Source organism: Flavobacterium sp. (genome assembly GCF_027533505.1).
GTDB lineage: Bacteria > Bacteroidota > Bacteroidia > Flavobacteriales > Flavobacteriaceae > Flavobacterium.
In genome coordinates this window covers 10,745-33,665 of the sequence record NZ_JAPZUB010000009.1, presented here as the reverse complement: position 1 = coordinate 33,665, position 22,921 = coordinate 10,745, and the positions used below count along the sequence as shown (strand labels likewise).

Sequence of the window (22,921 nt, the reverse complement as noted above, 5' to 3'; positions counted from 1 at the left end):
AAAAATGGCACATCCTAAGAGAAGACAATCTGCGTCAAGAAGAGACAAAAGAAGAACGCACTACAAGGCTACTGCTGCGACTATCGCTACTTGCCCTGTAACTGGTGAGGCTCACTTGTATCACAGAGCGTACTGGCATGAAGGTAAAATGTATTACAGAGGTCAAGTAGTTATTGATAAATCAGTAGCTGAGGCTTAATATATACGGTAAAAAATCCCTCAAACTCTCACTATGTGGGAGTTTTTTGTTTTTTACACCATAAAAAGTATAACTCAATTATTTTTTGTAATTTCCACCCTCTGAAACGATACGCTTTTCAGAGCGCAATTAAACCAAACTATGAGTACAATTACAGCCGCTATTACAGCCGTAGGCGCTTATGTCCCTGATTTTGTTTTATCCAATGAAGTACTGGAGCAAATGGTAGACACCAACGATGAATGGATTACTACCCGCACCGGAATCAAAGAGCGCCGTTTGCTAAAAGAATCGGGAAAAGGCACTTCTTTTTTAGCCATTAAAGCGGCCCAAAATCTTCTCGAAAAGAACAATATCGACCCCCTAGAAATCGATTTAATCATCATGGCTACCGCTACACCCGATATGCCAGTTGCTTCTACCGGAGTCTATGTAGCTTCTCAAATTGGTGCGGTTAATGCTTTTGCTTTTGATTTGTCAGCCGCATGTTCTAGTTTTTTGTATGGAATGTCGACGGCTGCGGCTTATATTCAATCGGGGCGTTATAAAAAGGTGTTGTTAATTGGAGCCGATAAAATGTCCTCTATTATCGACTACACCGATCGAGCTACTTGTATCATTTTTGGCGATGGTGCGGGAGCGGTTTTGTTTGAACCCAACACGGAAGGCTTGGGGTTGCAAGATGAGTTTTTGCGCTCGGATGGAATCGGTCGAGAGTATTTAAAGATCGATGCAGGCGGTTCGATTTTACCTGCCTCCAAAGACACGGTCGAAAACGGACAGCATTTTGTTTTTCAAGATGGAAAAACAGTTTTCAAATACGCCGTCTCTGGTATGGCCGATGTGAGTGAAAAAATCATGCAACGCAATAATTTAACCCATGATGACATTAATTGGTTGGTAGCGCATCAAGCCAACCGCCGTATTATTGACGCAACAGCACAACGCATGGGATTGGATGAGTCCAAAGTGTTGATTAATATTCAACGCTATGGGAATACAACTTCGGCTACCTTACCGTTGTTGTTGAGTGATTTTGAACATCAATTAAAAAAAGGAGATAATTTAATTTTTGCTGCATTTGGAGGTGGATTCACTTGGGGAGCCATTTACCTAAAATGGGCGTATAACAAACAATAAACGATAACTAAAACGAAAGAACTATGGATTTAAAAGAGATTCAAAATCTGATCAAATTCGTATCCAACTCGGGTGTTGCTGAGGTAAAATTGGAAACTGGCGATGTAAAAATTACCATCCGCACCACTTTAGAAGGAAATACTCCTGATATTACCTATGTACAACCCGCACCCGTGGCACCTGTGATTTCACAAGTGGCAGCTCCTGCTCCAGCAGCAGCTCCTGCAACACCTGCCGCTCCTGCCGCTCCTGCCGCTGATGATGCAAAATATATCACCATCAAGTCGCCTATGATCGGTACTTTTTACCGCAAACCCGCACCCGATAAATCTCCTTTTGTTGAAGTGGGTTCAACCATCGGTAAAGGGGATGTGTTATGTGTGGTTGAAGCAATGAAATTGTTCAATGAAATTGAATCGGAAGTATCGGGTAAAATCGTCAAAATATTAGTAGACGATATGTCACCTGTAGAGTTTGATCAACCGCTTTTCTTGGTCGATCCGTCTTAATTTGTAGCGATTTCCTCACGGCTGAGGATTCCTTGCCGTGTTTGAAATTTAGGTTTAATTTAAATTGAAACAGGATGTTCAAGAAAATATTAATCGCCAATAGAGGCGAAATCGCTTTGCGTGTGATTCGTACCTGTCGTGAGATGGGGATAAAAACCGTAGCGGTATATTCCACTGCTGATGCCGAAAGTTTACACGTAAAATTTGCCGATGAAGCGGTGTGTATCGGACCTGCGCCGAGTAACTTATCGTATTTGAAAATGTCCAATATCATCGCAGCTGCAGAAATTACCAATGCAGACGCGATTCACCCAGGCTATGGTTTCCTTTCAGAAAACGCCAAATTCTCTAAAATTTGTCAAGAACACGGCATCAAATTTATTGGTGCTTCACCAGAAATGATCGAGAAAATGGGGGATAAAGCAACCGCCAAAGCTACTATGAAAGCGGCGGGAGTTCCCTGTGTACCTGGTTCCGATGGGATTTTAGAGTCTCTAGAACAAGCTAAAAAAGTAGCCAAAGAAATTGGGTATCCTGTGATGATGAAAGCTACTGCAGGGGGTGGAGGAAAAGGGATGCGTGCCATTTGGAAAGAAGAAGAGCTCGATAAAGCTTGGGAAAGTGCTCGACTTGAAGCAGCAGCGGCCTTCGGAAACGATGGGATGTATATGGAAAAATTGATTGAAGAGCCCCGTCATATTGAAATTCAAGTGGTAGGGGATTCCTATGGAAAAGCATGTCACTTGTCTGAACGTGACTGTTCGGTGCAACGTCGCCACCAAAAGTTAACCGAAGAAACGCCTTCGCCATTTATGACCGATGATTTGCGTCAACGTATGGGGGATGCAGCTGTAAAAGCTGCAGAATTTATTCAATACGAAGGAGCGGGAACCGTAGAATTCTTGGTAGACAAACACCGTAATTTCTATTTTATGGAAATGAATACGCGTATCCAAGTAGAACATCCAATCACAGAACAAGTAATTGACTACGATTTAATTCGGGAGCAAATATTAGTTGCTGCAGGGGTACCCATTTCGGGTAAAAACTACTTGCCGCAATTGCATTCCATTGAATGCCGCATCAATGCTGAAGACCCGTACAATGATTTCCGTCCTTCACCAGGCAAAATCACGGTGTTGCATGCGCCCGGAGGACACGGAGTTCGTTTAGACACTCACGTTTATGCTGGCTATACCATTCCACCGAACTATGATTCAATGATTGCTAAGTTGATTACAACTGCGCAAACTCGTGAAGAGGCTATCAACAAAATGAAACGCGCCTTGGATGAATTTTACATTGAAGGAATCAAAACTACGATTCCGTTCCACCGCCAATTGATGGATGAGCCGGATTATGTGGCAGGGAATTATACCACAAAATTCATGGAATCCTTTAAAATGAAAGATCCCAATTAAAATAAAGCCACCTTTCGAGGTGGTTTTTTTTGCTCGTTACTGCAACTATTCAAGCTTGTTTTTGAAATAATATTATTGCACACAATAAAAAAACCCGCTCCTTAGGAACGGGTTGATTTATGTTCTAATACGAAGTATTATGCTTTGAAGGGTTCAATAGATACAAATGATTTATTATCCCCTTTTTTCTGGAATTTTACAATTCCATCAACCTTAGCGTGTAGTGTATGGTCTTTCCCCATGTACACGTTTTCACCTGGATTGTGTTTTGAACCACGTTGTCTAACGATAATGTTACCTGCAATAGCCGCTTGGCCACCATAGATTTTTACACCAAGTCGTTTCGACTCTGATTCTCTACCGTTCTTGGAACTACCGACACCTTTCTTGTGAGCCATGATGTTTTGGTTTTATAAGTTATTATTCTTCAGTTTTTTTGGTTTTCTTCGGTGCTTTTGGTGCAGCATCCTCCGATTTTTCAGCTTTTGGTGCTTTTGCTTTTTTAGGGGCTTCTTCTGTAGTTTCTACAGCTGGAGCAGCTTCTTTTTTAACCGCTTTTTTTGCACCAGTGGCAGCAATGCCTTCAATAACGATTTGGGTTAATGCTTGACGGTGACCGTTTTTCTTTTTGTACCCTTTTCTACGTTTTTTCTTGAAAACGATTACTTTTTCACCTTTAAGGTGTTGTAAAACTTTGGCTTCTACGGAAGCACCTTCTATAGCTGGGGCGCCGATCGTAATTGTTCCGTTGTCGTCTAATAAAAGAACTTTTTCAAAAGAAACTTTTGAACCTTCTTCGTTCGCTAAACGGTGAACAAAAACTTTCTGGTCTTTGCTTACTTTGAATTGTTGCCCTGCTATCTCTACGATTGCGTACATAACAATAATGTTTAGTTAAAAATTTTAAGGTTGCAAATATACAAATTAATTTTATTCAAACAAGCTAATTTTCAAAATACTCGACCTAATAATCAAAGGATTAGATTGAAGTATTCGTTGAGAAGTAAAAATAATGCTGAAACCCAATTAAAAAATCTATTTTTGTGTAACAATTTGCCTATTTGTGTGACCTATGGGCATTCGATTTAACGCTGGGTTTAACCCCGAAAAAACAAACAACGAATTCTTATGAAAAAATCTTTAATCGCTTTAAGTTCATTGCTTATGCTTGGAGGTACAGCTCATGCTCAAAAAGTTGCTTTTGAAGAGTATGACTTAGACAACGGAATGCATGTCATTCTCCACAACGATCCTTCGGCGCCTGTAGTGATTACTTCGGTAATGTATCACGTAGGAGCCAAAGACGAAAACCCAGATCGTACTGGTTTTGCCCACTTTTTTGAGCACTTATTGTTTGAAGGGACTCAAAACATTAAACGAGGCGAATGGTTCAAAATCGTAACGGGTAATGGCGGGACTAATAACGCCAGTACGACCGATGACCGTACGTATTATTTTGAAGTTTTCCCTTCGAATAACCTTGAGTTGGGGTTGTGGATGGAGTCCGAGCGCTTGATGCACCCTGTGATTAACCAAATTGGTGTTGACACGCAAAATGAAGTGGTTAAAGAAGAAAAGCGTTTACGTGTAGACAATCAACCTTATGGTCAATTGATTGCTGAGGTAAAGAAAAATATGTTTGTAAAACACCCGTATCGTTGGGCTACCATTGGTTCTATGGAGCATTTGGATGCGGCTACTTTGGAAGAGTTTCAAGCCTTCAACAAAAAGTATTATACCCCAAACAATGCCGTTTTGGTAGTGGCGGGGCAAATTGACATTGCGCAAACGAAAGCTTGGATTCAAAAGTATTTTGGACCCATTCCTCGTGGGGAAGAGGTGAAGCGCCAGAAGTTTGAGGAAGCACCGATTACGCAAGAAATCCGCGCTACCTATGAAGATCCTAACATCCAGAAACCTATGGTAGTGGCTTCATACAGAACCCCTTCTATGAAATCACGTGATGCTCGTGTATTGGATATGATTTCAACATATTTAAGCGATGGAAACAGTTCCAAATTGTATAAGAAAATTGTCGATGACAAAAAAATGGCGCTACAAATTGGAGCGTTCAACTATTCTCAAGAAGATTACGGGATGTATATTCTGTATGGAATGCCCCAAGGCGAAACTACTTTGGCGCAACTGGTAAAAGAGATGGACGAGGAAATTGTAAAGTTGCAAAACGAACTCATTTCGGAGAACGATTACAAGAAGTTGCAAAACAAGATTGAAAACAATTACGTAAACAACAATTCTAGTGTAGAAGGGGTCGCTGAAAATTTAGCGTCTTACTATATGTTGTATGGCGATGTTAACTTAATCAATACTGAAATCGAAATGTATCGCTCTATTACCCGAGAAGAAATTCGTGACATTGCCAAAAAGTATTTGAATCCCAACCAGCGTTTAATTCTGGATTATGTTCCAGCCAAAGACAAAGCAGACGCTAAATAATTGAATCATCATGAGAAAATCTATTATACTTTTATCAGGCTTGTTTCTGACATTCATTATGCAAGCACAAGACAGACCCCAACCACAGCCTGGACCGGCACCTAAAATTAGCATCAAAAAACCAGAAACGTTCACACTTCCCAACGGGTTAAAGGTCATGGTAGTAGAGGACCACAAATTACCACGTGTGTCTTTTAGTTTGACTATAGACAATGCTCCTTACGCTGAAGGCGATAAAAAAGGCGTTGACGATTTGACCAGCAGTTTGATGGGAATGGGTTCAACCAAAACGCCAAAAGATGCGTTCAATGAAGAAGTTGACTTTTTGGGAGCCGACATTAGTTTCAGCTCTAGTGGCGCTTATGCTAGTGGTTTATCCAAATATTCTAAGCGCATTTTAGAATTGATGGCCGAAGGATCTTTGATGCCCAATTTCACGCAAGAAGAGTTTGAAAAAGAACGCGATAAATTAATCGAAGGATTAAAAACACAAGAGAAGAGTGTGCCCGCAGTAGCTGGACGTGTTGAAAATGTATTGGTGTATAGCAAAAATCATCCCGCGGGAGAATATTTATCAGAGGAAACAATTAAAAATGTAACCTTAGATGATATTAAGAAAAATTATGTGACCTATTTTGTGCCTTCTCGTGCGTATTTGGTTATTATTGGGGATGTAAAATTTAAAGAAACTAAAAAGTTAGTCGAAAAGTTGTTTGGCTCATGGACTAAAGCTACAGCACCTGCGGTTTCGTATACGCAGCCTAGCAATGTTCAGTATACGCAAATCAATTTTGTCGATATGCCCAACGCAGTGCAATCAGAGATTTCAGTAGTAAATACCGTAAATTTAAAATTGTCTGATCCTGACTTTTTCCCTGTTATCGTAGCGAATCAAGTGTTGGGAGGTGATTTTAATAGTTATTTAAACATGAATTTGCGTGAAGCCCATGGTTGGACGTATGGCGCCCGCTCCAATGTAGGCTCTAATAAGTACATGATGAGCAAATTCAAAGCAAATACCCAAGTACGTAATTCGGTTACCGATAGTGCTGTGGTTGAAATCATGAAAGAAATCAAACGTATTCGCACCGAGAAAGTAACCGATGAGGCACTTCGCAATGTAAAAGCCGGTTATATTGGTCGTTTCGTTATGCAAGTTGAAAAGCCGCAAACGGTTGCACGTTATGCCTTAAATATTGAAACGGAGAGTTTACCTGCCGATTTTTATGAAAATTACATCAAAAATATTGAGGCCGTAACTGCAGAAGATGTGATGCGTGTTATGAATAAATATGTATTGGCCGATAACTTACGTATTATTATTACAGGGAAAGCCGCAGAAGTTGTACCAGCTTTAGAAAAGTTGAAAATTCCAATGTTCTTCTTTGATAAGTTTGGTAACCCAACGGAGAAGCCAAAAATGAAAATGCCAGTGCCTGCTGGGGTAACGGTAAAAACGGTTTTGGATAAATACATGGCCGCCATTGGAGGTGAAAAAGCAGTTATGGGGGTAAAATCGATCGCCGTAAATGGGACTTCAGAGATTGAAGGTGCTCCCGCTCCGTTGGCATATATTTCTAAAAAAGACAGCAAAGGACGTACGTTAATGAAATTAGAACTTACAGGAATGATGGAGTTGTCTAAACAAGTCATTGGCGATAAGTCAGGGTATTCTGCAGGTCAAGGGCAGAAAAAAGAGATGACCGCTGAAGAATTTGCTGAGAAAAAAGCATTGGCGGGTACCTTTGAAGAGTTGGGCTTGGCTAAGAAAACCGATGTAGTTTTAGACGGAATCGAACCGTTTAATGGCGTGGATGCCTATGCATTGAAAAGTGGTAAAACAATTTATTACTACGATGTGAAAACGGGATTGCGTGTGGGTTCAACCACAACACAAGAGCGCAATGGCCAGCAAATGACCTCTTCCATTTTATTATCGGATTACAAAGATGTAAAAGGAGTTAAAGTGCCTTACATCATTGTGCTTTCTCAAGGAGGACGTGATTTAGAAATTAAAGTTTCAGATGTAAAAATCAACGAAGGAGTTTCTGACGCTGATTTTCAATAAGCTAAAGGCTTGTATATAAAGAAGGCTGTTCTTAGGAGCAGCCTTTTTATTTTTTACTCGAAAGGTAAACACCAATCAATATGATCAGTGCCCCAATGCCCTGAACTGCGGTTAATTTTTCGCCATCAACCATACCCCAACACACAGCAACCACAGGAATTAAATAGGTTACCGAAGTGGCAAAAACAGGTGAGGAGATTTGAATTAATTTGTAAAAAAGAATGTTGGCTATTCCTGTTCCAATCACGCCCAAAATCATGATATAAAGCAACGCTTCTTGGGTGGCAGGCGACGTAATAATTTCCTGAATATTAGTACTCCAAAGTATCGCAAATGCGGGGAATAGCATGACCAAAAAGTTACCGGTTGTTATGCTTAACGGTTTCACATCGGAAAGGTGTTTTTTGATTAAATTCACATTGGTCGCGTAACAAAGCGAGGCAATAAGCACCAATACGGTGTACATATAATTTTGATTGGGGTGTGAAAGCGCTCCATCAATAATGAGTAGTAGCGTTCCTGAAAATCCGATGACAACACCAAAAATTTGACTACGTTTGAACGTAAGACCAAAGGCTAGCGCTCCTAAAATAAGCGTGTTTAGAGGAGTTAATGAATTTAGTATGGAACTTACTGCACTGCTGATTTGTGTTTGTGCAATGGCAAAAAGGAAAGCGGGTATAAAGGTTCCAAATAACGAAGTGAGTGCAATATACTTCCATTGATAGTGGCGAATATCTTTCAAACTTTGGAATCCGATTAAGAGTAAAAAAAGGGCAGAAAACACGATTCGAGCCGCCCCCAATTGGAGAGGCGACAAGCCCAACAATCCTCTTTTTATCAAAATAAAGGAACTTCCCCATGTGAGCGCTAGGATAATGAGGAATAACCATTTTACTTGTTGTTGGGTCATAGCAAAGATGTTAAGGTTTGCAAAATTGGGATTATTTTATGAATGCTCGTATAAAAAAAAATTTATTTTTGTTTGCAATTCAAAGGAATAACCATGAAAATAACATCTGCATTTAGTATTCTAGCGGCTATGGTTTTGACATTAACCGCTTGCAAACAAGAGACCGCTGCGGCTCCAAATGGAAAAGAAGTTGCCAGCGCCACCAAAGCGCCTGCTGTTAAACCAGAGACCGCTTCTTTGCAAATTGATGGAATGACTTGTGCCATTGGGTGTGCCAAAACGATTGAAGAAAAGCTCGTAGAGATGCCCGGGGTTCAAGAGGCAAAAGTTGATTTTGAAACCAAAAAAGCGGTCGTGAATTTTGATGCGGACCAACTTTCGGGTTCCGAATTAAAATCGGCAATCGAATCCTGCGCTGATGGCAAAACCTACAAAGTCACCGATATGAAAGTGGCTAAAAAAAGTTAACAACTTACTTAATTATATTCAACTCAAGGATTCCATTTCTACTGGAATCCTTTTTTTTATTTCCATTTCAACGACTCCATCAAAGATTGCATATCATTTTTAATGTAATCGGCCGCAGGCATAATGGAGTCAAAATTAGGGCGCGCATAAAAATACATAGAGCCACTTAAAAAATGGCGGGTACTGTCGGTTACATAGAATTGTGCATTGGTAGCAGCATTCCCTCCCACGCGGTAAAACATGCCATACACTTTGTCTTTGGCGTTCATAAAAGGTTGTTCCAGTATATTGTCGGCTTTGATGACATGTTTGTAGGTTAGTTTCTGAGTATCGCGTAATAATTGTTCTAAATTCCCTTGAATCGGTTTATACGTAAGAAATAGCGTTGCCTTCATTTTGGGATACGTAATCGTAAACGTGCAGTCGCCTTTTTCTTTGATTTGCGCTTCTTTGTTTCGAGCAAATGAAAAAGGACATGGGCCATTATAGGGAGTATACGCCGCCATTGGATATTCTAAACGCAAATGTCCGGGGGGTTTTGGAATGATTTCTTCTTTGCAACTCGCAGCACAAAATAAAAGGAATACCATTAAAAAGCCGAAGCGATACGAGCGATATTGCGCAGAGAAAATGAAGTTATGGTGTTTCATTCGATGATTAAAATTAAAAGGTGTACAAAGGTATCATTTCGCTGTGACAATTTGTTCTTTTTATCAAAGGGGTTAACGCAAGGCTAATTGTATTATTTTGTAAAAGAAAGTGTTCGTTGAAAATACAGAGCGACATCAACCGATTAGGGTGAATAAAAAAGAACTGCAATTGCTTTTTGGTTTGTTTTGTAGAAACAAAATTATATTCTCGCTAGGCAGAACATAATCCAAGAAGCAATTGCAGTTTGATTTTTATACCTTTTAATGCAAAACATTAAAAAGGAGTGGTTTAGAAAGGCATGTCGTTTTCAACATGCGAGCTTGGCGTTTCATAGCTAGCATTTCTAGGTTCGTGGTTGGGTACCGCACGACTTTCTAAATCTTTTTTCACATTTAGAAATGTAAACTCAGTCACCTGAATTTCAGTAGTGTATTTAGTAATACCCTCCTCGGTTGTCCATTGACGCGATTTGATACGCCCTTCGACATAAATTTTATCGCCTTTGGATAAAAAGCGTTCGCAGATTTCCGCTGCTTTGTTACGTACAACCAAATTGTGCCATTCGGTTGATGTAATTTTTTCGTTAGTGGATTTATTGATATAAATCTCATTTGTAGCTAATGGAAAGCGTCCAATGCAATTACCGCCTTCGAAATAGTGCATTTTAACATCATCCCCCAGATGACCAATCAGCATAACTTTGTTAAGTGTCCCGTTCATAATTAAATTGGCGTGTTTATATCACGCAAAAATACGAATTAATACCTAATACGTCTTAATAAAATTATAAATTACAATTGGAAACGGGTAATCTTCGAGTGATTCTCTGGAAACACCTTCCACCAATTCTTTATTAATACTAATCTTGTAAAAACGAATGTACAAATTTTGATGAGAAAGTTTGTGTAAAATAGTTGTTTTATTTATTTCAACTATAGAATTTATCGTTTCACTGGGCCAAATGGATGTAATTTTTTGTTGTAAATCCTCCCAAGAGATGGGGGACGGGGTTTCAATTAAAGGAAATTGGTAGAGGTTGTGCCATATTCCTTTTTCGGTTCTTTTTTCAAGCAAAATCTTACGTTGAGGGTCTTCAAAAACAAGGTAATGGAAATAGCGGTTGGTTATTTTTGTTTTTTTTGTTTTTACGGGCAATTCATTTACTTTTTGATCACGATAAGCCACACAGCTCCACTGAAGGGGACATTGGTGGCAATACGGATTTTTGGGTGTACATTGCATGGCGCCAAATTCCATAAGCGCTTGATTGAATTGAGCGGGGCGCTTGGGGTCCAAAAGTGTATTGGCTAAGGCCGAAAATTCTTTTTGAGCGGCAGTAGCGGCGATATCGGTTTCAATCCCAAAAAAGCGTGCCAATACCCGATAAACATTTCCATCGACGACGGCTACGGGTTCGTCAAACGCAATAGATGCAATAGCAGCAGCGGTATAGGCTCCGATGCCTTTGAGTTTTAGGAGTTCGTGATAGCTTTTAGGAAATTGGCCTTGGTAATCATTGGCAACTTGTTTGGCGGTATAATGAAGGTTCCTGGCTCGAGAGTAATAACCAAGTCCTTGCCATAATTTAAGAACTTGTTCTTCCGAGGCTTCGGCCAAATCGACTACCGAGGGGAAGGCTTCAAGAAAGCGTAAATAATAAGGGGTGGCTTGCGCGACACGGGTTTGTTGCAACATGATTTCTGAGAGCCAAATACAATAAGGGTCGCGTGTTTGACGCCAAGGGAGATCGCGTTGGTTTTCTAAATACCAAAGTAATAGTGAGTTAGTAAATTCCATGAATAATTTGAGTTTAACAAAAGTATAACTTTATGTATTTAAATTTTAATAGATTATACTTGAAAATTTGTTTTTTTAATTCCTATATTTGCACTCTCAAAAATTTACACATAATTATTAAATACGAAAGAAAATGACGAAAGCAGATATCGTAGCGAAGATTTCAGAGAAATTAGGTCTTGAAAAAGGAGATGTTCAATCTACTGTAGAAGCATTGATGGAAGAAGTAAAGGCTTCATTAGAGAACGGAGACAATGTATACCTAAGAGGATTCGGTAGCTTCATCATCAAAACAAGAGCAGAGAAAACAGGTAGAAATATTTCCAAAAATACTACCATCAAAATTCCAGCCCATAACATTCCTGCCTTTAAGCCAGCTAAAGTATTTGTTGAAGGTGTAAAAGCTAAAACTGAAGTTACAGTCTAAAAATATTTATTAATCACTAACAAATTAACCTATGCCAAGCGGTAAAAAAAGAAAAAGACATAAGGTTGCGACGCATAAACGTAAGAAAAGAGCGAGAGCAAACCGTCATAAAAAGAAAAAGTAGTTTTTAACTACTTTTTTCTTTTTACACGTTCCTTGAAATTACGGGAAAAACTTAAAAAAATCCGAATAAAATACTGTTTTTTAGGTTGTTTTACGTTGCAAACCTAAACAATCGTTAATTTTTTTTCATTTTTCCCAACGGGTAAACAACCTGTATAAATGTTTAATCCATCCTAAAATTGGTCTTTTCGACCTGTTCCGGGATAAAAATTTACATCATGAATAAAGAACTTATCATCCGAAAGGGTGACGATGCTGTAGATTTTGCCTTATTAAAAGATGGAAAACTCATTGAATTACACAAAGAAGAAGAAGATCGAAGCCAGTTTTTGGTAGGCGATATTTTTATTGCCAAGATTCGAAAACCAGTCCCAGGACTCAACGCAGCCTTCGTTAACGTTGGATTCGAGAAAGATGCCTTTTTGCATTATCACGATTTGGGACCTAATCTCACTTCTTATTTGAAATTCATTAAACTTGTAAGCACAGGTAAATTAAAAGATTTCTCCCTAAAAAACTTTCCGTTTGAAAAAGAGATTGATAAAAATGGTGCCATCGCCGATGTGTTGAGCGCCAATCAATCGGTACTAGTTCAAGTGGTCAAAGAACCCATTTCCACCAAAGGACCGCGGATCAGCTCTGAGCTGTCGTTTGCGGGACGTTATTTGGTGTTAGTGCCGTTCTCCGATCGGGTTTCGGTTTCACAAAAAATCAATTCACGAGAAGAAAAAGACCGACTTAAAAAATTAGTTACCGCCGTCAAACCGAAAGGATTTGGTGTTATTGTGAGAACAGTAGCCGAAGGCAAATCAACAGCCGAACTCGAAAAAGACTTGCAAAATCTGATGAACAGATGGATTGCAATGTGTAAACGATTACCTACGGCACATCATCCGTCGAAAGTGTTGAGTGAACTTACCAAAGTTTCTTCGATGCTTAGAGACATTTTCAACGATACCTTCACGGGAATCACCGTTGATGATGAAGTGTTGTACCAACAAACCAAGGACTATTTAGCCGAAATAGCGCCAGAGAAACAAAAAATTGTGAAGCTTTATCAAGCCGTCGATCATCCGATTTTTGAACGTTTTCATATTGAACGACAAATCAAAACTTCCTTCGGGAAAACAGTTTCCATGAGTAAAGGGGCCTATTTGATTATCGAACATACGGAAGCGCTCCATGTCATCGATGTGAATAGTGGCAACCGCTCCAATAAAGCAACCAGTCAAGAAGGCACCGCTATGGAAGTCAATTTGATTGCTGCTACAGAAATTGCGAGGCAGTTGCGACTGCGCGATATGGGTGGGATTATTGTGATTGATTTTATTGACATGCAAAATCCTGAAAATCGCAAGGTGCTCTATGATCATCTCAAAGCCGAAATGAGCGACGACAAAGCGAAACACAAAATTTTGCCACCGAGTAAATTCGGATTGGTCCAAATTACACGACAACGGGTGCGACCTGAAGTCAACATTAAAACACAGGAAGAAGATCCTAGCCAGGGGTCACAAGGCGAAGTCGATGCGCCCATTTTGTTAATCGACCGCATTGCTTCCGATATTGAACGATTAAAAGACAGTCAAAAAAAGTTGGTGCTTAATGCCCATCCCTTTGTGGCTGCCTACCTTACCAAAGGTTTTCCATCTTTACGTTTGAAGTGGTTCTTCGAACATAAAAAATGGGTGAAAATCATACCTCGTGATGCTTACACGTACCTCGAATACCGTTTCTTTAACGAAGAAGGAAGCGAGATTAAAGAATAAATAAAAAACCGCCTCTCGATTTGATTGGCGGTTTTTTTGTTTTTAGGGCAGCTATTCCGGCTTTCCGCTGAACTTGCCTGCCGACTAAGGTAGGTCTCCCTCCTACGTCGGGAGGATGCCGCTTCAACCTGCTGCCGGAAGGCAAGTCCGGGCTGCAAGCTGCTATCAATCGCGTATCAACTCAACTTTACGCTTGATTTCATTCCCTTTTTCATCTACTACGGTCACCCGATGGACTCCCGTTTGGGCCGTTATCTGCATTTCATGAAAGGTTTGGGTCGTTCCCAAATAACGGTTGTCTACATACCAATACAATTTAGCTTCACGGTTGGAATGCGCCACTTTAAAAACTACCGGCTGAATCACTCCATTGAAGTTCTTCGTCAAGTAAATTTTACTCGTCGCCCGCGGATAAATAAAGTCCATTTGCACCTGCGCTTCCCCTATACAATCCGGTCGAAAGGGCGGTAAAGGTTGGTAATCAATATGCAAACTTTTGTAATACCATTCCCAAACAGGTGGCAACACAAACCATTTTTTATTGATCATTCGATCTACCGATTCACAATTGCTGTTCACACGAAACTGTTCGGTTGGGTCCAAATGCACCAATTTATGATACGGACAAACTTTGGTTTTCAATCCTTTTATTGGGGTCCATTGTTTAGATTTGGGACAATCATCTTGCGCAATATGTCCGCTTTGCACACAGATGTCCGCTTGTTCTAAATCATTCAAAGGGGCTATAAACCAACCCGATTTGGGCAGCGTATTAAACACATCAAATAATAGGGGAGCTGCACTATCTACACCGGTTAACTCGGGTCGGCCCTCTCCTGAAGCATTACCCACCCAAACGCCCACCACATATCGTGAATTGGTTCCAATTGCCCAAGCATCACGATTTCCAAAACTGGTCCCCGTTTTCCATGCAATGGGTAAAGCGGAGTCATAAAACTTCCAAGCTTCATCGCCTTCCGGACGGTTAACCTCCTTCATCGCATTGTAGGTCAAATAAATAGAACCTGCACCAAAAATCGTTTTATCATAGGAATCCGATCCAAAATCGTGTTCAAATCCTTGGATGAAGTTCAAATCGGCAAACTCTTGACTGCGGTATTTTTTGGTTTGATTGTAATAATTTAAGGTCGACGTCATATTGGCATACGTCTTCGTTAAATCCCATAAATTACTTTCGGCTCCTCCCAAAATCAAGGATAAACCGTAATGATCGGGGTGTTTGTTGATATTCTTTTGCCCTAATTGCTGTAAGGTTTCATAAAATTTCGGAATACCGTGTTCTTGCAACATCAATACGGCCGGAATATTCAACGATCGCGATAAAGCACGCTGCGCGGGAACAGCGCCATCAAAGGTTTGATTGAAGTTTTGTGGGGCATAACCCGAAATTTGTGTCGGAATATCAGCTACTAAAGTATTGGGTAAAAGTTCGCCTTCATCCAACATCGAAGTAAATAATAAGGGTTTTAAAATACTTCCTGTGCTTCGTGGCGCTCCAATGATATCCACATCTTTTCCATGTTGCGGGTCGGTAGGCGCATTGCCGACATAACTCACAATATTCCGATTTTGGACATCAATCACAATGACTGCTAAATTGTGGACTTCGTTTTGTTTGTATTGATTATAATAAAAACTTGCTATTTGATTTACCCGATTTTGCAAGGGCAATTCAAGGGTAGTGGTGATGCGTTCACCAGGATTTTTTTTATAAACGCGTTCCAACAAATGCGGCGCCAACTGCGGTAAATCATAGGGCTTTTGAGGTAAGGGTTCTTTGATAGCTAAATCATAGGTCAATTGATCAATTTCATTATTCTGGTATAATTTAAACAGCAAAGCATTGCGTTTTCTTAATAATTTCTCCTGATTTTTCCCAGGATAAATCAACCGTGGGGCATTCGGTAAAACGGCTAATGTTGCACTTTCAGCCCAAGATAATTGATGCGCCTGAACCCCAAAATACCGCCATGAGGCCATTTCCAAACCCACCACATTACCCCCAAAAGGGGCATGCGCTGCATAGAGTTCGAGTATCGTATCTTTGGAATGGCGAAATTCTAATCGTGTCGCTAAGACGATTTCTTTAACTTTTTCCCAATAGGTTCGGTCTTGATTATTTCTTGATAAACGTATAACTTGTTGGGTCAACGTACTGCCACCGCGCACTACTTTTCCAGCAGCACGGTTTTGTTGCACCGCTTTGTACATGGCTACAGGACTGAATCCCCAATGCTGATAAAAATGTTCGTCTTCATAATAGACAATACATTTTTTAAATTTTTCAGGAACACTATCCTTCGCCGGAAAACGCCATTGTCCATCAGTTGCTATTTTAGCCGCTAGCAATTGTCCGTCATTACTCTCAATAACGGTTGAGTAAGGGACTTGAAACAGTGTGCTTGGTAATGAAAAATAATACACGACAAGCACTATAAAAAGCACTGCTGATTTTTTAGGGTGCTTACGTATACGCATTTTCGCCGCTTGGAAGAACGGTGAAAAGGTAGACTTCAAGTAGTGAATAAATATGTGTACTAGTCTTTGCAATGATTTGGTAATTTAGACCTAACAGGTTTTTAAAACCTGTTAGGTTTATTATTGTTCAAGAAAAAGAATGTCCTTTAAAAGCTCAAAATCTATTTTTTTTAAATCATGACTATTTTTAAAATTATCAATACCTCCAAACAATGTGAAGATATATTGTCGAGTTAATAAGCTGGGCTGAACACAAAGATAGGCTTTATAGGAGGTATGTTTGTAAGACCCAAAATCCGTACAAACCTTGTGGTATTCAGGATTTAAATGTACAAAAGCAACAGCCTGAATTAGGGTTTCATTGGTACTGATTCGATTCCTTTTCAGATGCTCTTGAAATAAACTGCCTGTTCTTCCATAGGCTTTATTTATTGCCTTTGCATAGCTGTTAAAAAAGTTGGAAAAGGGCAAGTGCAATTTGTCTTCCGCCATATTTCTTAATTCGTCCCGTTCTTTAATTTTTAAAATGATATGAAAATGATTGTTCATCAAACAATAGGCATAAATTTCAGCAATTGGATGAAGGTACTTCTTCATAAGATTCAAAAAATAAAGATAGTTTCGTTCTTCCAGGAATAAATTTTCTCCATTATTCCCTCGGTTGTACACATGGTAATATCCACCATATTCAAATAGTTCTCGTTTCATATTGGCTTATATTATAGACCTAACAGGTTTTAAAACCTGTTAGGTCTGGTTACTCTTGGCTTATAATTTTTTTCAACCTATCACGATAGGCTACTCATTCACCACTTCAACCCATTGCCCTTTGGTTCGGGCAATAAATTCATGGTCATACATCGCTTCACATTGCAATCCGGGTAAATAATATTTACCGAGATAGGAGGCATTCAACAATAACTTGAACGTTCGGGTTTCACCGCCTTTTAATCCAAAATAATAGTTGGCACGATCATCGCGAATATCCATATAATCCACGGTGTTTTCTGTTGCATTGCCGTAGTCTGTAAAACGAGTATTCACAATTTCAAATCCGGATGGGATGATTTGGGTTAATGCAATATTTTCCACATAATCATTCTTTAAATTTGTTAACGTAACAACTGCAATACATTCAGTGCCCTGCGCAATTTTAGTAATATCTATTTTATTGCCTTTACGGTCTTTAAATACCAAGGAAGCTTTTACATTATTTTCCATTGGCTTTTCTTTTCCAACCGGTAGAATACCACTATTGTAAACGCGAACAAATAAGGTATTTTTCAAATTGTTTTTCAAGGTCACCTTATTCGAACCATTTTGAACCATTAACGTTCGTTGCGAAAGCGATTTTGCCGTAGAAATCGTCTCCGATTTGCCCTTTTGAACCACAGTCACATTCATACCTTTCCCGCCATTATATTGTGCAAATTTTGACATGGCATACAAACAATAGGCCGAAGTTTGTGTACTCATCCATTCGTCAGAAGCCATGTTTTTAGCCAGTTTTGACGCCAATTGGAAGGCTTGTGTTTTTTGACCTAAAAGAAGTAACGTTTCCAACGCCATGGCACGATTGCGTTCCCGTGAACCGTAATAATAGTCGTAGTAATTTTCGTCAGAATATTCTTCATCAATTTTAGCTCGAGAAAGCAACGCCATACCCGCATTATTTTGTTTTAATAAGGCAAAAGTAGCCGCTAAACGTAACTTGGCTTCATTCGAAATGTCGCGGGTTTCTCGCAAACGGTTCATCGATGCCAAATCGGGACTTCCCGCTAAAGCTAAAGTATACAATCGGTACGCTTGTGCGATATCGTTATGACTTTCGAAACGCCATTGTTTGGCCGCCCGTTGTTGGTAAGCAATCCATTTCGTTTTAAACGTTGGCGGAAGTGCATACCCTTTTTTCTCAGCTTCAATCATAAAATGTCCGGCATAGCTGCTACCCCAGTCATCAGCATAATTACTGCCAGGCCAATAACTCATTCCGCCACTAGCGGTTTGGAATTTGGATAAACGTTGAATTCCCGCAGCAACATTACGTTGAATACGCGTTTTTCGATTCGTATCCAAATCCATAATATCATTCAAATACAACTGAGGAAATACCGAGGAAGTTGTTTGCTCCACACATCCATGAGGATATTGAATCAAATAATCGAGACGTCGACCAAAATCAACCGTAGGCATGGACGAAACTTCGACTACCGCTTTATTACTACCTGCAATTCCGAAGGATTTCCAATTCACCGTTTTACTTGAATTCGGACTCAAAACCACATCGGTATAAGCAGTCGTTACTGGATTCGGATTAAAAATATCGACTTCAATTTCATAAACGGAGCGCTCTTTCCCCGAAGTTGCAATCACTTGAACTTTACCAATGCCGGTAACATTCGCAATTTTCAAATTGAAATACGCCATTTTTTCATCGGGACGTGCAAAAGTTACCGATTGCGTGGCTTTACTGGCTAAAACAATGCCGCCACTCGTTTTTACTTGAACCGTTACATTTTTTACCTGATTTTCCATGGCGAAAAGGGTAACGGGTAAGGTCACTTGTTCTGAAGGTGTCACTTTTCTTGGGAATGAAGCCAAGACCATCAACGGACTGCGAACGGGTGTCGTTTTCTCCACACTACCATAGGCATTGCTTTCTGCATTAGCCGCAACTACCATAGTGCGCACGGATCCAATATATTTGGGTAATTTAATTTGGTGTGTTTTTTCAGCTCCTTTTTCTAATTTGAATGGGCCCAAGAATACCACCACAGGTTTGAATCGGTTGGCTTTTTTCGATTTGCCACCGCCCGCATCAGCATCTCCACCAATACTAAAAACTTGATTCACGCGCCCACCATAAGCACCAATCACATCATTATAAACATCCCAAGTACGTACCCCTAAGGCTTCTCTTTTGTAAAAATCATCCCAAGCATTTGGGGTTTGGAAACGGGTAAGATCCAATAACCCTTCATCGACAATGGCAATGGTATAGGTCATGGCTTTGCCTTGTTGCTCACTTACTTTAATAGTTACGTTTTGCTCGGGTTTTAATACTTCGGGCATGGTGATTTTCGGCTGTAAAACCGTTGACTTATCCGTTACGCCAATAGGAACCACACCATACATACGAATTGGTGCATCGTTTTTGGTAGAAGCATGGGGTTGTAATAAGGTTACATTGATATACACATTGGGCGCCATATCCGCAGTAATGGGTATATCCACTGTGGTTTCACCTGATTTTGTTTTGGTCCAAAGGGTTTTTAGAACTTTAGAGCCATTTTCTATCGAAATTAAAGCCCGTCCACCGTCACTGGAAGGTAAAAAGACTTTGGCGGTTTCGCCTACTGCATATTCTTTTTTATCGGTATTAAAACGTAAAACAGTGGCGCCATCACCATCGACATTACGAGAACGCGAGGACCAATACGGATAATCCAAAAACACAGTAGTTCCCGAAGCATGTCCACCATTAGGGTCTACCACTCGAACCAAATAGCGGCCCCAATCGTCACCGGGAACTGAAAAGACCACTTGACCACGACCCGATGCATCGGTGTTGATTCGGAACAACTTATACGAAGTCGTCACATTGGCTGTGTTGTAATTGGATAAATCTTCATTGGAAGCATCCCACCACCAGCGCGATTCCAAGCGATACACGCGAACTTCCAAGTTTTTCACCGGAACTGGATTTCCATTTTCATTCACAGAAATAATTTCATAACGGTTGTTTTTATCCGTCTCAATCAATCCATATTTATTGGGGTCGGGTGCTTTTATACCCACATAAGTTTTGTAGGGTGAATAATTCACCGCTGCTACATCGGTGCTCACATCACCGCCTTGTTCATACACTTTAGTGATGAATGCCGCACGCAACATTCCTGGAGCTTGCCCTTGAATTATTGGGTTAATCGGAATCGATACTTGCCCATTTTCATTGACTTTTCCTGAGAAAATATTGACTTCTTCTGTTGAAAATTTTCGGGAAGGATCATCAAATACATAGTTGGAATAGCCTTTGAAAGTGGTGACTTGTTGTGAAAATTTTGCTTGAACTTCCGTTTTTAAGTTTTTAGCTACCGCACCATGAAGCCATGTCACTTGTACGTTATTTATATTTTTTTCACCCGCCGAAAGCATTTTACCATTAAAACTATTTTTGATTTTTAAACGATTGGGTTTGATGGTTTCTATTTTAATGCTTTTATAAAAATGCGCGCCTCCCACACTAATGCGGGCTTCCCAATTACCCGTAGGCGCATCGGCTTCCGTGGGAATTGTAAAGGCATAATGGTTCAACTCGTTTTTGGTTTGTACCGTTTGATATACCGTTTTGCCTTTGGGATCATTAAAGCGTAATTTGATCGGATGGTTTTCAGGAAGTTTATTGTTGTTGTCATTCAATATAAACGACAAATACACCATATCTCCCGGGCGCCACACACCGCGTTCTCCATAAATATAGCCTTTCAAGCCTTTTTGCAAACTTTCTCCCGAAACATCGAAATTACTAACCGAAAGCGAAAGTTCGTCATCTAGTTTGATATATGTACTTTGATCGCCTTTGGAAACTACAGCAAAATAAGCCATTTTCGTCAATTCGAAAGTTGCCATACCGTCTCCATCCGTGTTGGCTTCTGCTAATTTTTGCTGTTGGAAATTGAATAATTCTACTTTTGCACCCGATTCTGGGTCGGTTGTCACAATATTACTCACCGCAACCGTCACCGACTTGTTATTACCGCGTTTCACGATAACCCCTAAATCTGTTGCTAAAATATTGGTGCCGCGTTTGGTGTTGTAATAATAGTAATCGGAACACGGATCTTGACTTTCCATCCAGTTGTAATCCTCTTCATAATAATAGTAATAACCGCCGCCACCGCTATAATTCACATCATCTTCATTTTCTTCTTCCGCTTCTTCATTAGACGAATTTTCTGAACTACCTTCACATTTGTACAAGGCATATTTTTTACGGAAGGAAAATTCTACCCGGTAAATGGCTCCGGGTTCAGGTTCAATGATTTTGGAAATGTCCAGGGCGTAGGTATTCCATTTGTTATAATTATAAAGATTGTTTTGCTTAAGCTGCAAGGTAGTTTTGGCGATGGGCTGACTTACACGACGTAGGTTTTGCGTGCCGTTGAGTTCGTTATCTTGTAAAAACTGAAGGATATTGTTCTTGTAAATTTTATAAATTTTGACATCGACTGCATTCAAACTAGCGGCTTCAAAATTCACTTTTAAATTATTCGAACTGGGTAATATGCTTCCGCTTTTCACCAACTTCACTCCGGGCTTGATTGGGTCAAAAATGAGTGTTTCTGTATAATTTTCTTTGAGTTTATACCCGTCACTACTTTCAATTCCAGCGAATACTTCGACAAGCTTATTGGAAGAAATCATTTTGGGTTCTTCCTCTTCTTCATAATCCGAGACATCGTCTGAAGTATCGACAACAGTAACGGTTGTGTCTGCTGCCACCGCGACTGTATCTACGGCCACTTCTTCTGTGGCCACGACTTCGTTTTGTACGGTTTTGTGCGTATTGGTTGTGGATCCGACATTGTCAAAATAGACTTTGAGTACATTGCCCATCGTACTAAATTTCAAATTATCCGTATTTTGAATATTGACCAATCCCGCAAAGTTTTGGTCTTTTTTCAACGGGTCTGAGAAATTGATCAGTATCGATTGGTTGTTTTCATCTCCCGAAGTAATTTGAACCACTTTGAACTGGTTTTTACCTGGGATTTTTATTTCCACAAAACCTTCTTGGTCTTCAACATCGGCTTCATCACCATCCCATTTCAAAGTGATGGTGCTTTCATCATAAAAGCGTTGAATGCTGTCAATAAGGAATTTGAATTCGGTGGGTGAACTCATCTCCTTGTCGAGTTTTACTTTTAGATCATTACCGTTTTGGGTGGCCGTTAGGATTTTTTGCGCCAACGTAAAATCCATTGCATCCGCAGTGCGAATCGTGCCATATTGATAATAATAATCTTTATTGTACGATTGTAAATCTTGGGTTTGAACGATAAAGTCTTGCTTGATGGTTTTGAATGAAAAATTAAAAGCCTGTAATTTTTCATCGGAGACAGTCGTCAATTTCTCTAAATTCAAGGTCACTTGATACAAAGTGTTTTGTTCCAAGGGTTCGTCTGGAATAAAAGCAATAGTGTTGGAAGAAAGCATTTTCACTTTTCCATCCACACTGGGTGAAATGGAGAAAATGGCATCATCCAATTCTTGTTCGGGATTCCAGTCCTTTTTTTGGAAGGCCAGTTGCACCCGAATGTCGGATTTCGCAGGAATAAAACCAGAGGTAAAACCAGAAATGTACGCTTTGAAAAGCATAGGGTCGGAATCAAAATAGGCAGCCGATTTTTTCGAACAAGCAGCTAAGGTCACAAGGACCATGAGCACAGACAGAAACTTAAAAGTTTTCATAAAAAGGGT

General features: G+C 40.0%; 18 protein-coding genes. 9 read left to right on the top strand and 9 right to left on the bottom strand.

The genetic code is table 11. The annotated features are described in order from the left end of the window. Positions 1-4: 4 nt before the first annotated feature. The 4 genes from rpmF to accC all read left to right on the top strand — a co-directional run bounded on the left by rpmF (position 5) and on the right by accC (position 3,269). Positions 5-199, top strand: a complete 195-nt coding sequence (gene rpmF / locus O9316_RS02890; RefSeq protein ID WP_073361890.1) for a 50S ribosomal protein L32 — start codon at positions 5-7, stop codon at positions 197-199. A gap of 141 nt (positions 200-340) precedes the next feature. Next, positions 341-1,339: a beta-ketoacyl-ACP synthase III gene (locus O9316_RS02885; protein WP_298205069.1), complete on the top strand. Its 999-nt coding sequence runs from the start codon at positions 341-343 to the stop codon at positions 1,337-1,339. A 23-nt stretch (positions 1,340-1,362) separates the two neighbouring features. After that, positions 1,363-1,848 (top strand): acetyl-CoA carboxylase biotin carboxyl carrier protein, encoded by a 486-nt coding sequence (gene accB, locus O9316_RS02880; protein ID WP_298205068.1) that lies wholly within the window; start codon positions 1,363-1,365, stop codon positions 1,846-1,848. A 74-nt stretch (positions 1,849-1,922) separates the two neighbouring features. Further along, on the top strand, positions 1,923-3,269 hold the full coding sequence (gene accC / locus O9316_RS02875; RefSeq protein ID WP_073361897.1) for an acetyl-CoA carboxylase biotin carboxylase subunit: 1,347 nt from the start codon (positions 1,923-1,925) through the stop codon (positions 3,267-3,269). 137 nt (positions 3,270-3,406) lie between these two features. On the opposite strand, the gene rpmA is transcribed toward accC, so the two are convergent. Then, the gene (rpmA, locus tag O9316_RS02870; protein ID WP_297517037.1) at positions 3,407-3,667 is read right to left on the bottom strand and encodes a 50S ribosomal protein L27; all 261 of its coding nucleotides are present in this window, start codon (positions 3,665-3,667) and stop codon (positions 3,407-3,409) included. 22 nt (positions 3,668-3,689) lie between these two features. After that, on the bottom strand, positions 3,690-4,148 hold the full coding sequence (gene rplU / locus O9316_RS02865; protein WP_298205067.1) for a 50S ribosomal protein L21: 459 nt from the start codon (positions 4,146-4,148) through the stop codon (positions 3,690-3,692). 249 nt (positions 4,149-4,397) lie between these two features. On the opposite strand from rplU, the gene O9316_RS02860 reads away from it, so the two are divergent. Both O9316_RS02860 and O9316_RS02855 read left to right on the top strand, forming a co-directional pair. After that, entirely contained in the window at positions 4,398-5,726 is a 1,329-nt protein-coding gene (locus O9316_RS02860) for a pitrilysin family protein (RefSeq protein WP_298205066.1), read from the top strand. A gap of 10 nt (positions 5,727-5,736) precedes the next feature. Beyond that, on the top strand, positions 5,737-7,794 hold the full coding sequence (locus tag O9316_RS02855) for a pitrilysin family protein (RefSeq protein WP_298205065.1): 2,058 nt from the start codon (positions 5,737-5,739) through the stop codon (positions 7,792-7,794). A gap of 46 nt (positions 7,795-7,840) precedes the next feature. Here O9316_RS02855 and O9316_RS02850 read toward each other — a convergent pair whose 3' ends face one another. Beyond that, the gene (locus O9316_RS02850; protein WP_298205064.1) at positions 7,841-8,707 is read right to left on the bottom strand and encodes a DMT family transporter; all 867 of its coding nucleotides are present in this window, start codon (positions 8,705-8,707) and stop codon (positions 7,841-7,843) included. A 93-nt stretch (positions 8,708-8,800) separates the two neighbouring features. Between O9316_RS02850 and O9316_RS02845 the strand changes: the two genes are divergently transcribed. Continuing rightward, positions 8,801-9,175 (top strand): heavy-metal-associated domain-containing protein, encoded by a 375-nt coding sequence (locus tag O9316_RS02845; protein WP_298205063.1) that lies wholly within the window; start codon positions 8,801-8,803, stop codon positions 9,173-9,175. A gap of 56 nt (positions 9,176-9,231) precedes the next feature. Here O9316_RS02845 and gldD read toward each other — a convergent pair whose 3' ends face one another. From gldD to mutY, 3 genes are all read right to left on the bottom strand, one after another. Further along, positions 9,232-9,765, bottom strand: a complete 534-nt coding sequence (gene gldD, locus O9316_RS02840; RefSeq protein WP_298205078.1) for a gliding motility lipoprotein GldD — start codon at positions 9,763-9,765, stop codon at positions 9,232-9,234. A gap of 349 nt (positions 9,766-10,114) precedes the next feature. After that, on the bottom strand, positions 10,115-10,546 hold the full coding sequence (gene ssb, locus O9316_RS02835; protein WP_297517044.1) for a single-stranded DNA-binding protein: 432 nt from the start codon (positions 10,544-10,546) through the stop codon (positions 10,115-10,117). 45 nt (positions 10,547-10,591) lie between these two features. Further along, positions 10,592-11,623, bottom strand: a complete 1,032-nt coding sequence (gene mutY, locus O9316_RS02830; RefSeq protein ID WP_298205062.1) for an A/G-specific adenine glycosylase — start codon at positions 11,621-11,623, stop codon at positions 10,592-10,594. Positions 11,624-11,756: 133 nt separating this feature from the next. Here mutY and O9316_RS02825 point away from each other — a divergent pair, with 133 nt between their 5' ends. Next, positions 11,757-12,050 carry an HU family DNA-binding protein gene (locus tag O9316_RS02825; protein WP_073361914.1) on the top strand — a complete coding sequence of 98 codons (294 nt, stop codon included), beginning with the start codon at positions 11,757-11,759 and terminating at the stop codon, positions 12,048-12,050. A gap of 341 nt (positions 12,051-12,391) precedes the next feature. Further along, complete coding sequence (locus O9316_RS02820; protein WP_298205061.1) at positions 12,392-13,942, top strand: Rne/Rng family ribonuclease; 1,551 nt, start codon at positions 12,392-12,394, stop codon at positions 13,940-13,942. Between the two features lie 165 nt (positions 13,943-14,107). Here O9316_RS02820 and pbpC read toward each other — a convergent pair whose 3' ends face one another. The 3 genes from pbpC to O9316_RS02805 all read right to left on the bottom strand — a co-directional run bounded on the left by pbpC (position 14,108) and on the right by O9316_RS02805 (position 22,912). Continuing rightward, complete coding sequence (gene pbpC, locus O9316_RS02815; RefSeq protein WP_298205060.1) at positions 14,108-16,441, bottom strand: penicillin-binding protein 1C; 2,334 nt, start codon at positions 16,439-16,441, stop codon at positions 14,108-14,110. Between the two features lie 120 nt (positions 16,442-16,561). Then, the gene (locus tag O9316_RS02810) at positions 16,562-17,149 is read right to left on the bottom strand and encodes a transposase (protein WP_298205059.1); all 588 of its coding nucleotides are present in this window, start codon (positions 17,147-17,149) and stop codon (positions 16,562-16,564) included. A 90-nt stretch (positions 17,150-17,239) separates the two neighbouring features. Next, positions 17,240-22,912, bottom strand: coding sequence for an MG2 domain-containing protein (locus O9316_RS02805; RefSeq protein ID WP_298205058.1), 5,673 nt, complete (start codon positions 22,910-22,912; stop codon positions 17,240-17,242). Positions 22,913-22,921 lie beyond the last annotated feature (9 nt).

Bases quoted from the DNA above. Each gene is read 5' to 3' on its own strand.
- O9316_RS02820 (WP_298205061.1), top strand. From the start codon at position 12,392: ATGAATAAAGAACTTATCATCCGAAAGGGTGACGATGCTGTAGATTTT.
- O9316_RS02885 (WP_298205069.1), top strand. From the start codon at position 341: ATGAGTACAATTACAGCCGCTATTACAGCCGTAGGCGCTTATGTCCCT.
- O9316_RS02805 (WP_298205058.1), bottom strand. From the start codon at position 22,912: ATGAAAACTTTTAAGTTTCTGTCTGTGCTCATGGTCCTTGTGACCTTA.
- rplU (WP_298205067.1), bottom strand. From the start codon at position 4,148: ATGTACGCAATCGTAGAGATAGCAGGGCAACAATTCAAAGTAAGCAAA.
- O9316_RS02860 (WP_298205066.1), top strand. From the start codon at position 4,398: ATGAAAAAATCTTTAATCGCTTTAAGTTCATTGCTTATGCTTGGAGGT.
- O9316_RS02810 (WP_298205059.1), bottom strand. From the start codon at position 17,149: ATGAAACGAGAACTATTTGAATATGGTGGATATTACCATGTGTACAAC.
- accB (WP_298205068.1), top strand. From the start codon at position 1,363: ATGGATTTAAAAGAGATTCAAAATCTGATCAAATTCGTATCCAACTCG.
- rpmA (WP_297517037.1), bottom strand. From the start codon at position 3,667: ATGGCTCACAAGAAAGGTGTCGGTAGTTCCAAGAACGGTAGAGAATCA.
- ssb (WP_297517044.1), bottom strand. From the start codon at position 10,546: ATGAACGGGACACTTAACAAAGTTATGCTGATTGGTCATCTGGGGGAT.
- rpmF (WP_073361890.1), top strand. From the start codon at position 5: ATGGCACATCCTAAGAGAAGACAATCTGCGTCAAGAAGAGACAAAAGA.
- O9316_RS02850 (WP_298205064.1), bottom strand. From the start codon at position 8,707: ATGACCCAACAACAAGTAAAATGGTTATTCCTCATTATCCTAGCGCTC.
- accC (WP_073361897.1), top strand. From the start codon at position 1,923: ATGTTCAAGAAAATATTAATCGCCAATAGAGGCGAAATCGCTTTGCGT.
- mutY (WP_298205062.1), bottom strand. From the start codon at position 11,623: ATGGAATTTACTAACTCACTATTACTTTGGTATTTAGAAAACCAACGC.
- O9316_RS02845 (WP_298205063.1), top strand. From the start codon at position 8,801: ATGAAAATAACATCTGCATTTAGTATTCTAGCGGCTATGGTTTTGACA.
- O9316_RS02855 (WP_298205065.1), top strand. From the start codon at position 5,737: ATGAGAAAATCTATTATACTTTTATCAGGCTTGTTTCTGACATTCATT.
- pbpC (WP_298205060.1), bottom strand. From the start codon at position 16,441: ATGCGTATACGTAAGCACCCTAAAAAATCAGCAGTGCTTTTTATAGTG.
- O9316_RS02825 (WP_073361914.1), top strand. From the start codon at position 11,757: ATGACGAAAGCAGATATCGTAGCGAAGATTTCAGAGAAATTAGGTCTT.
- gldD (WP_298205078.1), bottom strand. From the start codon at position 9,765: ATGGTATTCCTTTTATTTTGTGCTGCGAGTTGCAAAGAAGAAATCATT.